This is a genomic window from Anaerolineales bacterium, assembly GCA_019637755.1.
GTDB lineage: Bacteria > Chloroflexota > Anaerolineae > Anaerolineales > UBA11579 > JAMCZK01.
Window position 1 is genome coordinate 814,369 of the sequence record JAHBVC010000001.1, and the last position, 14,556, is coordinate 828,924.

Here is a 14,556-nt window from a genome sequence, read left to right on the forward strand (position 1 = left end):
AAGGAGGGTGAGTGAAAGATTTTCGCAAGTTGCAAGTATGGGAGAAATCTCATCTATTCGCGCTTCACGTTTACAAGGCCACCGCACAGTTTCCAGCCGCAGAACTATACGGACTTACCAGCCAGCTTAGGCGAGCCGCTGTGTCTGTTCCCTCGAATATCGCCGAGGGCGTGGGGCGCGGCAGTGATGCTGATATGCGTCGGTTCTTGCAGATAGCCTTTGGATCAGCCAGTGAGATCGAGTATCAGCTGCTGCTTGCATTTGAGCTAAAATTCCTTAATAGTGAGCAACATACGCTGCTCAATCAAGACATAACCGAAGTCAAGAAGATGCTCAGTTCGCTCATTCGCAAGCTGAAGGCTGACAGCTGATTGCTGAAAGGACTTAAAAATGCCCTTCTACCACTCCCTCGGTGAATTTCCGCAAAAGCGCCATACCCAGTTCCGCAAGCCCAATGGCAACCTGTATCGTGAAGAAGTAATGGGTTTGGAGGGCTTTTCTGGCATCCAATCCCTGCTGTATCACCACTTCTTGCCCCCGCGCATCAAAAACGTAGAGCTTCTCGGCAGTGCCAAGCCCGAATATGTCGACTTTGGCGCCATTCGCCACCGCGCCTTCCGCACCGCCGATATCCCGGCGGGCGGCGACCCGGTAGCGGCGCGCCGTGTAGTGCTGGGCAACAATGACGTCACCATGAGCCTCAGCCGCCCCACCAAGAGCATGGACTATTTCTATCGCAACGCGCAGGCTTATGAGTGCTGGTTCGTGCACGAGGGCAGCGGCGTGCTGCGCAGCCAGTTTGGTGTACTGGAGTTCAAGGCTGGCGATTACGTGGTCATTCCCTTCGGCACCACCTGGAAGCTGGAAATCTCTGGGCCGGAGGCACGCTTCTTCGTCATCGAAACGCCATCGCACATTGAGCCGCCGCGCCGCTACCGCAACGAATACGGCCAACTGCTGGAGCACGCCCCCTACACCGAGCGCGACATCCGCGTACCAACCCATCTGGATACGCACACGGACCGCGGCGAATTTGAAGTGCGCGTCAAAGTGCGTGACACGATCAGCCGCCATGTACTTGACCATCACCCGCATGATGTTGTGGGCTGGGATGGCTACTTGTACCCGTGGATCTTCAACATCAACGACTACGAGCCGCATGTAGGCGCGCTGCATTTGCCCCCGCCTACGCACCAGACCTTTCAGGGGCGCAATTTTGTATTGTGCTCGTTTGTGCCACGCCTGTACGACTTCCACCCGGATGCGATTCCGGCGCCCTACAACCACTCGAACGTGCAATCGGACGAGGTGATTTACTACGCCGAGGGCGAGTTCATGTCTCGCAAGGGCATTGACCGCTGTGATATTTCTATGCACCCCTTCGGCCTGCCGCACGGCCCGCAGCCCGGCGCCACCGAGGCTTCGATCGGCAAGAAGCGCACGGATGAGCTGGCCGTGATGGTGGATACCTTCCACCCGCTGCACCTCACCACGGATGCACTCGAGATGGAAAAGCCAGAGTATCAAGACAGTTGGATGGACGGAGACGGAGAGTAAATGAAAGGCAACACCCTCACTCGCAACATTGCGCACCTGGCGCTGGCCGCCGGGCTTGCGCTGGTAGCGCTGCTGCTCGCCAGCATTCTGCAGGGCTCGGCTGATCAATCATATGAAGGCTTCCAGGCTCCTGCGCACTACGCCGACATGCTGCTGGCCAACGAGGCCAGCGTACGCACCTATGTAGCCATCGACAGCTTTTTTGTGTTGTTTTACAGCGCGCTGTTCATTCTGCTGGCAATTGCGCTTAAAAATGCGGATAACGTATGGCTGGTAGCGGCAGGCTTGGTAGCGTTGCTGGTCACCAGTTACCTGGATATTCACGAGAACAATGAGCTGCTCGTGTTCTTGCGTATGGCTGGGCAAGGCATACCCCCCAGCGTGGAGATGATCCATTCGCGGGCCTTGTGGAGCGCGGTCAAGTTCCAGAGCAGCTACCTGAGCTTCTTCCTGTTTGCCTTCGTACTGCCGGATAAGACTGTGTGGGAGCGCGTGCTGCGCTGGGGGCTGTGGCTGGGCTATGTGCCCGCCGGCATTTTGGTCTACGCCTTCCCCAGCCCGTGGTTTGAGCTGGCACGCTTCTTCTTCATGCTCTTCGGCCTGTTCATGCTGGCGTGGACCTTCCATCAGCGCGCCAAGAAGTAGCCTGTATGCATATCGATCCAAAGACCGCGCCCGCCGGCGCGCTGAGTAAAGTCATCAACGGCTGCGTTGTACCGCGCCCGATTGCCTGGGTGTCCAGCGTAGATGCGGCGGGCATACACAATTTGGCGCCTTTTTCGTTCTTCAACGTAGCTGCCCATAACCCGCCCACCCTGCTTTTTTGCGCCGAGGTGCGCGGCACGGATGGCGGCGTCAAGGACACCTACAACAACATTTTGGCCACCAAAGAGTACGCGATCAACATCGTCAACGAAGACCTGGCCGAGGCCATGAACCTGAGCTCCACCGAACTGCCCCCCGAGGGCGATGAGTTCGCACTCGCCGGGCTGACGCCTGCGCCCAGCGTGCGCGTGCGTGCCCCGCGCGTGGCGGAGAGCCCGGCCAGCTTTGAATGTGTGCTAAGCCAGGTGGTGCCCGTGGGGGATGGGACGCCGGGCTCCTCGTGGATCATCCTCGGCGAGGTGGTGCACATCCACATTGCCGATGAGATCATCAACGAGAAGTTCTACATCGACGCTCAGAAGCTGCGCGCCATTGGCCGCCTGTCTGGCTTCGGCTATACCCGCACCACGGATACCTTTGACATGCAGCGCCCACCCTCTCAACTTGTGAGCAAGCCATGACCCTTATCGATAGCATCAGACTCTGGATGGATACCCATGCCAGCAGCGCCCCTTGGGTGGTGCTGGGTGCAGTGATCTTCAGTTTCCTCTTTGCGCGCTATATCGTCGGGCGCGGCCTGGTGTGGCTTACTCGCCACACGCAAAACCAATGGGATGACGTGCTGGTGCAGCACATGCGCCCCAATCGCCTGGCCTGGGTTGCTCCCTTGGCTGTGGTGTATGCCTTCGCCTACCTGTGGCCGCAGCTAGCCGACGGCCTGCAAATGGGCAGCCTGTTCCTCATGCTGTGGATCCTGGTGCTGACCTTGAATGCCGTGCTCTCGGCGGCCAACGCCATCTACGAAAGCCGCGCCAATTACTCTGGCGTGCCGATCCAGGGCTATCTCGACCTGGGCAAGATCGTTTTCATGGGCGTTGGCGTGATCCTCAGCCTCTCCATATTTACCGGGCGCTCGCCTCTGCTGCTGCTGGGCGGGCTGGGTGCGCTGACCGCCATTCTCTTACTCATCTTCCAGGATACGATCCTGGCCCTGGTAGCCAGCGTACAGATCGCTGCCAACGATCTGGTTAAAGAAGGCGATTGGATCGAAGTGCCCGCCTTTGACGCCGATGGCGATGTGGCCAACATGTCGTTGCATACCATCAAGATCCAGAACTTCGATATGACCTTTACGGTCATCCCCACCCACAAGCTACTGGATGTTTCGTTCAAGAACTGGCGCGGCATGAGCCAGAGCGGTGGCCGCCGGGTGAAACGTGCCATCTCGCTGGGTATTCAAAGCGTACGCTTCTGCACCGATGAAGAAAAGATCCAGCTTCAGCAGATTGACCTGCTGCGTGATTTCTTTTCCAACCAACCAGGCCAGCTCACCAATGTCTCCGTGTTTATGGCATATGTGGACCGTTACCTGCGCCAACGGCCGGATGTAAAAAAGGATCAGACCATTCTGGTGCGCCAGCTCGACCCCGGGCCGACTGGCCTGCCGATCGAGATCTACGTCTTCACCACCACCACCGCCTGGGAGGCATACGAAGCTATTCAGGCCAGTATTTTTGATCATCTGCTGGCCATCGTGCCGCAGTTTGGGTTGCGCGTCTTTCAAAACCCCACCGGGGCCAACTTTTCCAGTTGGCAGTAGCCGCGCCCGTTATGCACGAAAAAACTCGCCTTACTGGCGAGTTTTTTCGTTCTGATACAATCCGTCCACTATCGGTACTGTAAAAAGGAAACCTATGGCCCCCAAGAAAAAAGTCACCAAAAAGACCGCCAAGAAAGCTGCCCCCAAGCCTAAGGCGAAAGCGCCCAAGAAAATGATCCGCAAGGCGGCCAGCAAACCCAAGGCCGCTGCCAAGCGCAAAGCCAATCTGGGCAGTGTGCCGCGCTGGGATCTGAGCAATGTCTACCCTGGCCTGGAAAGCGCCGCCTTCCAGGCGGCGGTGACAGAGCTCTCGGCGCAACTGGATGGCATTGACGCCTATCTGGTGGAGCAGCGCATCGAAAAGCACGCCGCCGGGCCGCTGCAAACCAGCAGCGACGCGCAAGCGCAGGTGCTGGCCGCGGTACTGGACAAGATGAACGCGGCCATGCGCCTGTACGGCACGCTGAACGCCTACATCGCCTCGTTCACCACCACCGATTCGTTCAACCAGACCGCCCGCCGCATCGAATCCGAGGTGGAGCAATACGGCGTGCGGTTACGCAAGATCGATGTGAGTGTGCGCGGCTGGGTAGGCAGCCTGAGCGCCGGCCAACTGGCCGAGCTGACCCGCCGCCCCGGCACGTTGGCGGAGCACAGCTTCTACCTGCAAGAGATGCACGCCCAGAGCGGCTACCTGATGGACGCCAAAGAGGAAGCCCTGGCGGCTGAGCTCTCGCTCAGCGGCTCCAACGCGTGGGGCAAGCTGCAGAACACCACCAATTCGCAACTGAGCGTGGAATTCAAGCTGGATGGCAGACTGCAAAAGCTGCCCATGCCGGCGCTGATCAACCTGCGCAGCCATGCAGACCCTGAAGTACGCCGCCGCGGCTACGAAGCGGAGATTGCCGCGTTTGACACGGTGAAGGAAGTGTATGCCGCGGCGATGAACGGCGTTAAAGGCGAAGTGAATACGCTTAACCAGCGCCGCGGGCGCAGTGATGCCCTGCATGCCTCGATCGATACGTCCCGCATCGATCGCCAGACCCTGGACGCCATGATGGAAGCGATGCAAGACAGCTTCCCCACCTTCCGGCGCTACTTCAAGGCCAAGGCCAAGCGCCTGGGCAAAAAATCGCTGGCCTGGTGGGATCTGTTCGCGCCGATGGGCAGCATGGATCGCACCTATACCTATCAGCAGGCGCGTGATTTCATCCTCGAGCAGTTTGGCAACTTCTCCCCCGATCTGCAGGCGCTGGCCCAACGCGCCTTTGACAACAACTGGATCGACGCCGAGATGCGTGAGGGCAAGAGCGCAGGCGCCTTCTGCATGGAAGTGCCCGGTGTGGATGAATCACGCATTCTGGCCAACTTTGATGGCTCGATGGACCAACTGAGCACCCTGGCCCACGAGCTGGGGCACGCCTATCACAACGAATGCCTGGTGGGCAAGACCTACCTGCAGGCGACCACCCCGATGACGCTGGCCGAAACCGCTTCGATCATGTGCGAGACGATCATCAATAACGCTTCGCTCAAGCTGGCGCAAACCCCGGGCGAGAAGCTGGCGATCCTTGAGAACCAACTGCTCAACGCTTCGCAGGTGGTGGTGGATATCACCTCGCGCTTCCTGTTCGAGAAGGAAGTTTTCGAACGCCGCGCCAAAGCTGAACTCTCCGCCGATGAGCTGTGCGAGATCATGGAACGTGCCCAGTTGGCCACCTATGGCGATGGCCTGGACCCGAAGCAACTGCATAAGTACATGTGGACCTGGAAACCGCACTACTACTATGCGGGTTTCTCGTTCTACAACTACCCCTATGCCTTTGGCCTGCTGTTCGGCACCGGGCTGTATGCAATTTACCAGCAGCGTGGCGCCGAATTCACCAAGGATTACCGCGACCTGCTGGCCAGCACCGGCCTGGGGGATGCGGCCACCTTGGCACAACGCTTTGGCATCAACATTCGCGAGAAGAAATTCTGGCAAGACAGCCTGGCGGTGATCGGCCAGCAAATTGAGGAGTACGTCAACCTCAAGGCCTAGCCCTGTGCTACGTACAAGAAAGCCCGCCATTCTGGCGGGCTTTTTTTATGGGCAGGTGGCGCGCAGTATTGTGCTCGTGGATGAAGCCGAAAGGGGTATGGTTTGGGTGCCCAGGATAGCCCCAACAAATGGCATGGTGAGTTGGAACTGCTGGGTTACGGTAACCGTCAGCGACTGGCCGGCCACATTTCCGCCCGGCCGGGCTACATTGACAGTAATGTTCAGATTCTCTGAGCTACTGCGGGCTCGATTGGCGATGGGCGTATCGGTAGTGGGGCAAAAGGAGCCGAAGATAGCGCCCTCTTCCGCAGCTTCGCGCAGCGAGATCATAGCAAAGTAGGCGCGCCCGAGGTCTACCCCTACGGCCAACACCAGCACCAGCACCACAAAAGAAATGGCTAGCTCGGTCAAACTTTGGCCACGTTCACGCGGACAATTGGGAGTGCGCATGCTACTCAGCCTCTGCGGCCACATTGATCTGCAGGTCAGCCAGCATGGGCAACCAGCCAGTGAGATCAACGCCTTTAACGATGGTGCGGCGCGTGATGCTGGTAAATGTTAATGATGGGAACTTAAAGATAGGCATCGGCGCACCGGGCGTGAACGTTCCCATCACTTGAACCACAATGCGATCGCCTGTTTCCAGGGTAGCCGAGGCAGAGCAGTAGCCCAACTCCGGCGTTCCAGTTGGCGGTTGCGGTGTGGGCGGTGGCACCGTGCGTTCATACCAAATCAGTACATTGGCGGGGAGCACATTGCCCGGCCGCCCCAATTCCACTGCACGGGCGCGAATGGCGGCGCAATCGAGATACGGCGTGGTAGTGACCGCTTCGCTGGCGCCGGAGCCCAAGCGCGCCGCCTCACGGCTGGCGCTACTGATCGACTGGTAGACATACAGCATGCGGCCGGCCTCAAAGATGCCCACAATGATCAGCAACAGGACTGGGATGGTGAGAGCAAATTCCACCATGCCCTGGCCCCGGCCAGCGGGAAGGTGTTGCCGCAATCTACGCCACATAATCAGATTATAGCGATTCGCCGCAGGCGCTCACTTCTTTTTGGCGGCCTTGCTCTTGGGCGCCGCCGGCGCCTGGCGGCCCATGCTATACAAGCGGTTGAGGCTCTTGACCAAGAAGAACAAGGCTACGGCCACGATCAGGAAGTGAATCAGCGCATTGGCAAATTCACCGTAGTTGAGCGTGACTGCGCCGGCCGCCTTGGCGGCCTCCAGGCTGACATAGGGGCCAGCCGGTTCACCCGGCTTGAGCAGCACGAACAGATCTTTAAAATCGGCGCCGCCCAGCAACAAACCCAGCGGGGGCATAAGCACCCCATTCACCAGGGTGTTGACGATTCCCGTGAAAGCGGTGCCCAGGATCAAACCAATCGCCAGATCCATGGCGTTGCCGCGGGTTGCAAATTCTTTGAACTCCTTAAACATCATTTCCTCCTAAGCAGATGCGTCAATTTTCTGTTGCAGATAGGTTGAAAAGTGCCCGGCATAGCGTTGTTGCAATTCGGGCAACTGCCAATCTGCGCTGGTTATCGTGCCGCGGCATTGCGCCGTGCCACACGAGCAGGTGAAGTCCTCGCCCGGGGTGCTATCGCACATGGCGTAGTCAATACACACTTCTTCGCCCGCCGCAATCTCACGTAGTGCCACAATCACGATCTGGCCCTGCAGGCCGGCGTTGGCATCGCAACTGTGGTTGATGAAATCGCCCGGCCCGGGCTTGCTGGACACCAGGTAAAAGCCATCGGCCACCTGAGCGCTCTGGCGCTTTTGATGCTCCGGCAATTCCTTAAAGATGGCGGTGGGCACTACATCGCCGCCCCAGATGGTGACGATCTCGCCTTTGGCGATCGGCTGGGTGGCAAACATGCCACGGCCCTCGATCGTAGCTTCCTGGCGGATCTCCAGCTTGGGAGACAGCCACGAATTGGGATACGGCAGGCTAAAGTCTTCAGTTGCGGTCATAGGGATTCACTCGGGCGGGCAGGATAGGTGCTACAGTCTATCATGCCCGCCCGCTGTGCTTCAATAGGAGCTATGGGGTGCGCGCCGCGCGTTGAGCTAGGTGGTCAGGCCAAAGCCAAACGGAAAGAGCGGGTCCCCGGATTGGATGGCGGACTTGAGCGGAATTTGTTGCATGCTGCGCGGCCAGGTATACGAGAGGGTGCCGGTGAAGGGCTTATCGCCAAACAGCAGGTCGCTCAGGCCGGCGGCTTCGCTGCCGGGCCAGAAAGCCGCCACGAAGGCATCCGCCTGGGCGAGCTCGTCGGTAATGATCAGTGGGCGCCCCGAATACAGCAGAATGATGACGCGCCTGGCGCGCGCCTTGACGCGGGCAATCAGCTCGCGGTCTGCTTTGGGCAGCGTAAGGTCAACGCGGTCACCCTTGCCTTCGGCATAGGGCGGCTCGGCGATCACCACCACGGCCACATCGGCCTCGATGGGCTGGCCGTCCTTGGTACGCTGATCATCAAAATGGCCGAAGCGATCAAACACAATCGCGCTGTCACTGGAAGGGTGTGCTTTCATAGCCTCCAGCAAGGTCTCGCCGCGCGTGATCGGGCCATTCTTGCCCTGCCACTCGATCGTCCAGCCGCCGGATTGCAAGCCGATATTGTTGGCCTCGCCCGCCACGAAGATCAAGCGCGTATCCTTGCTTAGCGGCAGCAGCGCCTCCTCGTTCTTGAGCAACACGGCGGATTGGGCCACCGCTTCGCGCGCCAGTTGGCGGTGTTCCTCGCAGCCCACTTGCGGCAGCAGGGCTGGATCGGCATAGGGGCGCTCAAACAAGCCCATTTCGGTCTTGACGCGCAGGATGCGGCGCACGGCATCATCAATGCGCTCGATCGGCACCGCCCCGTTCTCTACGGCGGTGGTAAGTGTGTGGATGAACTTCTTGAAGTCAAAGGGCACCATGTTCATATCGATGCCGGCATTCACCGAAGTAACCACCGCCTGGTAGTAATCCGGGGTGATCTGGTTGATCGCCTCCCAATCGGTGACGACGAAGCCACTGAAGCCCAGTTCGGTCTTGAGCACCTCGGTGAGCAGGTAGCGCTGGGCGTGCATCTTCATGCCGCCCCAACTGGAGAAGGAGGCCATCACGCAGCGCGCCCCCGCAGCCAGCGCGTCGAGGTATGGCGCCAGGTGCAGGCGGCGCAAGGTGGCTTCATCGCCTTCGGTGACGCCTTGATCGAGCAGGTACTGCACTTCGATAAACGTGGTGGAGCTGCCAAAGCTGGTGCCGCCATCACCGACAAAATGCTTGGGCGTGCCGAGCACCGCGGTGGGCGCATCCAACTGCGGCTCCCCCTGCGGGTTTTGCAAGCCTTGCAGATAGGCCACACTCAACTCAGTGACCAACTCGGTGCGTTCGCTGAAGCCCTCAAAAGTGCGCCCCCAGCGAATGTCCTGCGGAACGGAGAGCGCCGGAGCATAGTTCCAGTAGATGCCAGTGGCGGCCATCTCCACCGCGGTGGCGCGCGCAATACGGCGCACCAGCTCAGGGTTGCGCGTGGCGCCCAGGCCAATGTTGTGCGGGAAGATGGTGGTGCCGAAAACGTTGTTGTGCCCATGCACCGCATCCACCCCATAGATCATCGGGATGGACAGGCGGGTGCGCATGGCATAGCGTTGAAAGCCATCTACCATGCTGCGCCAGTTCTCGGCGGTGTTGGGGTTGGGGTAACCGCCGCCCCCGCTGAGCAACCCACCGATAAAGTAGGTTTCCACCTCCTCGGGGGTGATGCTGTTTTTCTCCACCAGGGTCATCTGGCCGATCTTTTCAGCCAGGGTCATCTGGCGTAGCAAGTCCTCCACACGAGTGTGCAAGGTAGTGGGTTGTGCAGGTTGCATGAATCTCCTCAATTAAGCATTTACTGGTTTTTGTGCGCAGCTGCCATGGCTTGCAGATAGCGCGGGTAGAGCTGGCGAACCTGGGTATTGGGGTCGGCGTTGAACGCCGCTGGCTCCACCGCCAGTTGCGCCCAGGCCGGAATGGGCTGGACGCGCGGCTGGCTGGCGGCAAACTGGCGGATCACTTCGGCATGCGGCTTCAGGCTGCCATCCGGCCGCACCAGGCCGAAGAAGCGTTCGTGCCGGCTGGCATCACAGGGCGGCTGATCCCATAGTGCTTCGACGTAATCGGCAAAGCACCAGGTGATCGCCCCGGTGGTGCCGACCTCGACCAATTTAGGCAGCACCTGGCGAAAATATTCGGCCAAGTCTTCTTCGGAAGCCATGAAGCGGCGATAGTGCTGGCCGAGCGCATCCCACTCCCAATGATAGGAAGCCTGGCCGGGTGCCGCGGTGCAGCCACCGAACTCTTCCATCAGCACCGGCTTGCCACACAAGGCCGCAGTGAGGGCGCAGGTATACGGCACAAAATCCGGATCGAGCGGGTGGCGTGACCAATCGACATACATCGGGTAGGAGTGCATCACAGCCACATCGGTCTCGGCGTACACATCGCTGACCATCAAGCCGTTGCGCTCGTGCAGGCTGCCGCCGTGCAGCCCGAGGGTAACGGGGTGCACGGGGTCGATCTCGCCAATCAGCTGGGTCATCTCGCGGGTCCAAGCGCGGCCGGCCGCGGCGTTGGCCGGCCAGGCGAACAAGTCAGGCTCGTTGCCCAGGTTCCACATCCAGATCGCCGGATGATCCTTGAAGCGCGTGACAACGGTGCGCAGTAGCAGCCGCTCGGCAGCCAGCGCCACAGGGTCGGCAAACATATTGCGGTAACCCTGGGTTTGCACCTGGCCCTGGCTCACCACCTGGCGGATCCACTGGTGGTGCGGCAATGGCCCGCCCAGCAGCCAGCGCGGCGCCCAGTTGGGGCCGCTCATGTGGCCGGTGAAAAAGGTCACATCGAGTTGCAGGCCGGCATCGGCGGCGGTGTTGCACACCGTTTCGAGGTGCGCCAGCGCGTCCGCGGAGACCGCATCGGGCTGAGGCTGAAAGTCATCCCATAAAAGGAAGATGCGCGCCACATTCAAGCCGAGCTCACCCATCAGCGCGAACTCTTCCTTGACCTCGGCGGCGTCGAACTGGCCCCACCAGTACATCGCTTTGCGGCGCGGCCAATAATTGGCCCCTAAAATGAAAGGTTGTGCAGTTTCGGCCATGACGGTATTAGGGAGCAGGAACCACCAACAGCAGCATCGATTCGGGGCTGAGCTGCAGCTCGCTTTGCGGGTTGAGGCTCAGCGCCGGCTGCGGCACGGCGGCGTGGTCTTTGTCGAACAGCAGCACCTCTGCCTGGGCGGGCAGCTGCCAGCCGGCAATGGTCAGCGGCACCTGCTGCGCCTCGGCGCTGAGGTTGACGATGATCAGCGCCAGGCGGCCATCCTCGCGCAACGAGGCAAATACCGATACCAGCGCCTGGTCGGAACTGGCTTGCAGGCGCTGCTGGCCGAATTCCTTGTACATTAAGTAGACGTTGTAGATCGGGTTGACATCGTAATTGTTCATCAGCCCAAATTCGCCAATGATGGCAAATTGATTGACCATGTAGACGCCATTGCGGATCATGCGCCCGAGCGCATCGCCCCACCAGATGGCGTTGAGGTGCGAATCCATGGTGGTTTCCCCGCCACTACTGGCCGCCCAACTGGAATTGACTTCGGTCACGGCGATGGGCAGGTCCCGCCCGGTGTGCTGGCGCACCAAGGCGCGCGCATAGGGAATGAGCGCATCCCATTCGGCGGAGGCGTGCCGCAACTCATCGGCGCTGGGTGGGCCGGCCAACTGTGAGCTGGGAAACGGGTAGCGATGGAACGAAACCACGTCAACCAAATCGCCATTGGCCTCGAGGAAGGCCACCATCCAACGCTCCAGCTCCAGTTGGTGCGCCTGGCTGGGGTTGGCATAAAACTGGTTGATCTCCGGGCCAATGAGCACGATGCTGGGGTCTACGGCCTTCATTGCCTCGGCCCATTGGCGCCACTCACGCACGTACTGGTCCGTGTCGTAGCCATCCCCAAATAGGTTGGGCTCATTGCCGATCGACCAGAAGCGTACGCCATACTGCTTTTGCACATTGAGCAAACGCACGATCTCGGCGGCCTTTTCCGGAGTGCCGTTCAGCAGACGCACATGTACATACGGCTCAGCGCCGAATTGGCGGGCGAGCTGAATGTACTGATCCAGGTTCCATTCATCCATATCGTTGCGGTCACCCCAGTTGCCGCCGGGGTAGCGCAATACGCTAAGGTTGGCCGCCTCAGCCGCCGGCTGCATTTGCAGCGGCACGAACAGCCACGGGCCATAGTTGGTGCCATACACCCACGGGCTCACCGGGCCAGCCGGCTGGCCAGCATCCACGAACAAGCCGGCGTGGCTGACGGCCACAGTCGGCGTGAGCGTGGGCAAGGGCGGCGGGCTAGCCGGGGCCAGCGCGTCTGCGCTGGGCGCGGCGGGGCTGGCCTGGCAGGCGGCCAAGGCCAGGGCCGCCAGGCTCACGGCCAGGCCGCGGCGCCACGCGCGGCGCGCCGGGTGCCGAAGGCTCATTTCTCTACACCGGTGATGACGATGCCTTGAACAAAGACGCGCTGCGCCAGGAAGAACATCACCATCGGCAGAGCAATCGCCATCATCGAGGCCGCCATCGCCAGGCCGGGCTGAGTAGTGAAAATGTTGTTGAACTGCGTCATGCCGATCGAAATGGTGTAGAGCTCTTCGCGGCCTTGCAGGTAGACCAGCGGTTCGAAGAAATCGTTCCAGGCGTAAAAGAAGTGGAACAAGCCCACGGCGACGATCGCCGGGTACGACTGCGGCAGAATGACGTGCAGCAACACCTGCCAGGGCGTAGCGCCATCCAAGGTGGCCGCCTCATCCAGATCGCGCGGGATGGCGCGGAAGTATTGGCGCAGCAGGAAGACGTTGTAGGCGTTGGCAAAGAAGTGCGGCACGATCAGCGGCAGCCAGGTGCCGCCCCAGCCGATGGCGCGGAAGAAGATGTAGGTGGGGATCAGGGTTACCTGGCGCGGCAGGATGATGGTGGAGATCAGGATGATGAACAGCACGCCAATGCCTGGCACGCGGAAACGGGCGAAGCCATATGCCACCACGATGGAGGAGAGCAGCGTGCCCACGGTGCCAGCCACCGCGATAAAGATGGTGTTGCGGAACAGGCGCCCGAGGTTGATCTGGTTCCAGGAGGTGGGGAAGTTATCGGTAGTGGGGTTGAAGGCATACACCGGGGTGAAGGTACGCCAGCGCCCGGGCACGGTGAACAGCCCAGCTTCGGGTGCCTGCGGGTCAACATATTCGCTGGCTTCGCGGCCGGGTTTTACCAGTGCCAGCTCACGCACGCCATCCTCGGTGGGCACTTCCAGCAGTGGATATTCTTTGCCCTCATAGGTGAAGTTGATCGGGCTGGCGGGCAGGAACTGCGAATTGGCATCGCGGATCTGGTTGAGGGTCTTGAAAGAGGTCAGGGTCATGTAACCTAACGGCGCCAGGAAGAGCAACAAGACGGTAAGGCCGAGCAGGCTCATGCCGATATAAGGCAGGCTGCGGCGCAGCTTGCCCGACCACGAGCGCGGTGGAGTGGAGATCACCTGTGATGCCATCATTCGCCTCCGGCGTAATACACCCAGCGCTGCTGCGTGCGGAACAAAAAGATGGTGATGAGCAAAACGATGACAAACATCACCCAGGCCAGGGTGGCACCGTAGCCCATATCGAGGAAGTTGAACGCGGTGCGATACAAATACAGGTTGTAGAACATGGTAGCCCCGTTGGGGTCACCACGCCCGTTGCTGACAATGTAGGCCTGCGTAAAGTACTGAAAGGAGCCGATCAGCGCCAAGACCAACTGGTAGAAAATGATCGGCGAGATGATCGGCAGGGTGACGTGGCGAAAACGCTGCAAGCCGCTGGCGCCATCCACCTTGGCGGCATCGTACAACTCCGTGGGCACATTCTGCAAGCCGGCCAACATAATGATCATGGCGTTGCCGGCGCCCCAGATGCCCATAATGGTCAGCCCAGGGATGACCCATTTTTCATCCTGGAACCAGTTGGGCCCCTGAATGCCGAACAAGGCAACCAGCGCTTTGTTAAGCCACCCCGATTCGGAGTTCATAATGCCGCGCCATACCATCACATTGACCACCAAAGGGATCATCGAGGGCAGGAAGAACAAGGCGCGATAGATATTTTTGCCCAGCAAGTTAGGTGAATTTACCAGCAGGGCCAATCCCAACGGGATGATGAGTGCAAACGGAATGGAAATAAGGACGAAGCGAATGGTCACGGCCATCGCCTGGCGGAAGAAAGGATCAGTCAGCAGGCGCGCATAGTTGTTGAGCCCGGCGAAACTGATATTTTCCGGTTCGAGCGGGTTGTAGTTGGTGAATGAGAAGGCCAGCGAGGCCAGGGTGGGCAGCAATGTAAACAGCAGAAAGCCAACCAGCCAGGGGCTAAGAAACAGCAATCCCCAGCGCGTTTCGCGCTTCTGGATGTTATTGCCTGATTTTTTCTTGCCGTCAGTTTTTTTGGCAGCCATGAAAAAAACCT

15 protein-coding genes are annotated in these 14,556 nt (G+C 59.8%); 6 read left to right on the plus strand and 9 right to left on the minus strand.

Annotation, left to right across the window (positions count from 1 at the left end):
- Positions 1–11 precede the first annotated feature (11 nt).
- From KF821_04095 to KF821_04120, 6 genes are all read left to right on the plus strand, one after another.
- Positions 12–371: a four helix bundle protein gene (locus KF821_04095; protein ID MBX3004994.1), complete on the plus strand. Its 360-nt coding sequence runs from the start codon at positions 12–14 to the stop codon at positions 369–371.
- Between the two features lie 19 nt (positions 372–390).
- Positions 391–1,557: a homogentisate 1,2-dioxygenase gene (locus tag KF821_04100; protein ID MBX3004995.1), complete on the plus strand. Its 1,167-nt coding sequence runs from the start codon at positions 391–393 to the stop codon at positions 1,555–1,557.
- The gene (locus tag KF821_04105; GenBank protein MBX3004996.1) at positions 1,558–2,202 is read left to right on the plus strand and encodes a hypothetical protein; all 645 of its coding nucleotides are present in this window, start codon (positions 1,558–1,560) and stop codon (positions 2,200–2,202) included. It begins immediately after the preceding gene.
- 5 nt (positions 2,203–2,207) lie between these two features.
- Positions 2,208–2,843 (plus strand): flavin reductase family protein, encoded by a 636-nt coding sequence (locus tag KF821_04110; protein ID MBX3004997.1) that lies wholly within the window; start codon positions 2,208–2,210, stop codon positions 2,841–2,843.
- A complete protein-coding gene (locus tag KF821_04115) occupies positions 2,840–3,982 on the plus strand; it encodes a mechanosensitive ion channel (protein ID MBX3004998.1) in 1,143 nt (380 codons plus the stop codon). Before KF821_04110 ends, KF821_04115 begins: the two co-directional genes overlap by 4 nt.
- Positions 3,983–4,076: 94 nt before the next feature.
- A complete protein-coding gene (locus KF821_04120; protein ID MBX3004999.1) occupies positions 4,077–6,023 on the plus strand; it encodes a M3 family oligoendopeptidase in 1,947 nt (648 codons plus the stop codon).
- Between the two features lie 45 nt (positions 6,024–6,068).
- Here the strand turns inward: KF821_04120 and KF821_04125 are convergent, their stop codons facing one another.
- The 9 genes from KF821_04125 to KF821_04165 form a co-directional block, all read right to left on the minus strand.
- A complete protein-coding gene (locus tag KF821_04125; protein MBX3005000.1) occupies positions 6,069–6,473 on the minus strand; it encodes a pilus assembly protein in 405 nt (134 codons plus the stop codon).
- Between the two features lies 1 nt (position 6,474).
- Positions 6,475–7,041 (minus strand): pilus assembly protein, encoded by a 567-nt coding sequence (locus KF821_04130; GenBank protein MBX3005001.1) that lies wholly within the window; start codon positions 7,039–7,041, stop codon positions 6,475–6,477.
- A gap of 30 nt (positions 7,042–7,071) precedes the next feature.
- Complete coding sequence (gene mscL, locus KF821_04135; GenBank protein ID MBX3005002.1) at positions 7,072–7,467, minus strand: large conductance mechanosensitive channel protein MscL; 396 nt, start codon at positions 7,465–7,467, stop codon at positions 7,072–7,074.
- A 6-nt stretch (positions 7,468–7,473) separates the two neighbouring features.
- A complete protein-coding gene (locus KF821_04140) occupies positions 7,474–8,001 on the minus strand; it encodes an SET domain-containing protein (protein ID MBX3005003.1) in 528 nt (175 codons plus the stop codon).
- 96 nt (positions 8,002–8,097) lie between these two features.
- Complete coding sequence (locus tag KF821_04145) at positions 8,098–9,891, minus strand: glycoside hydrolase family 3 C-terminal domain-containing protein (protein MBX3005004.1); 1,794 nt, start codon at positions 9,889–9,891, stop codon at positions 8,098–8,100.
- 20 nt (positions 9,892–9,911) lie between these two features.
- Positions 9,912–11,159: a beta-galactosidase gene (locus tag KF821_04150; GenBank protein ID MBX3005005.1), complete on the minus strand. Its 1,248-nt coding sequence runs from the start codon at positions 11,157–11,159 to the stop codon at positions 9,912–9,914.
- Positions 11,160–11,166: 7 nt separating this feature from the next.
- Positions 11,167–12,543, minus strand: a complete 1,377-nt coding sequence (locus tag KF821_04155; protein MBX3005006.1) for a hypothetical protein — start codon at positions 12,541–12,543, stop codon at positions 11,167–11,169.
- Complete coding sequence (locus KF821_04160) at positions 12,540–13,610, minus strand: carbohydrate ABC transporter permease (GenBank protein MBX3005007.1); 1,071 nt, start codon at positions 13,608–13,610, stop codon at positions 12,540–12,542. Before KF821_04160 ends, KF821_04155 begins: the two co-directional genes overlap by 4 nt.
- Positions 13,607–14,545 (minus strand): sugar ABC transporter permease, encoded by a 939-nt coding sequence (locus KF821_04165; protein MBX3005008.1) that lies wholly within the window; start codon positions 14,543–14,545, stop codon positions 13,607–13,609. The genes KF821_04160 and KF821_04165 overlap by 4 nt, the downstream gene beginning before the upstream one ends.
- Between the last annotated feature and the right edge of the window lie 11 nt (positions 14,546–14,556).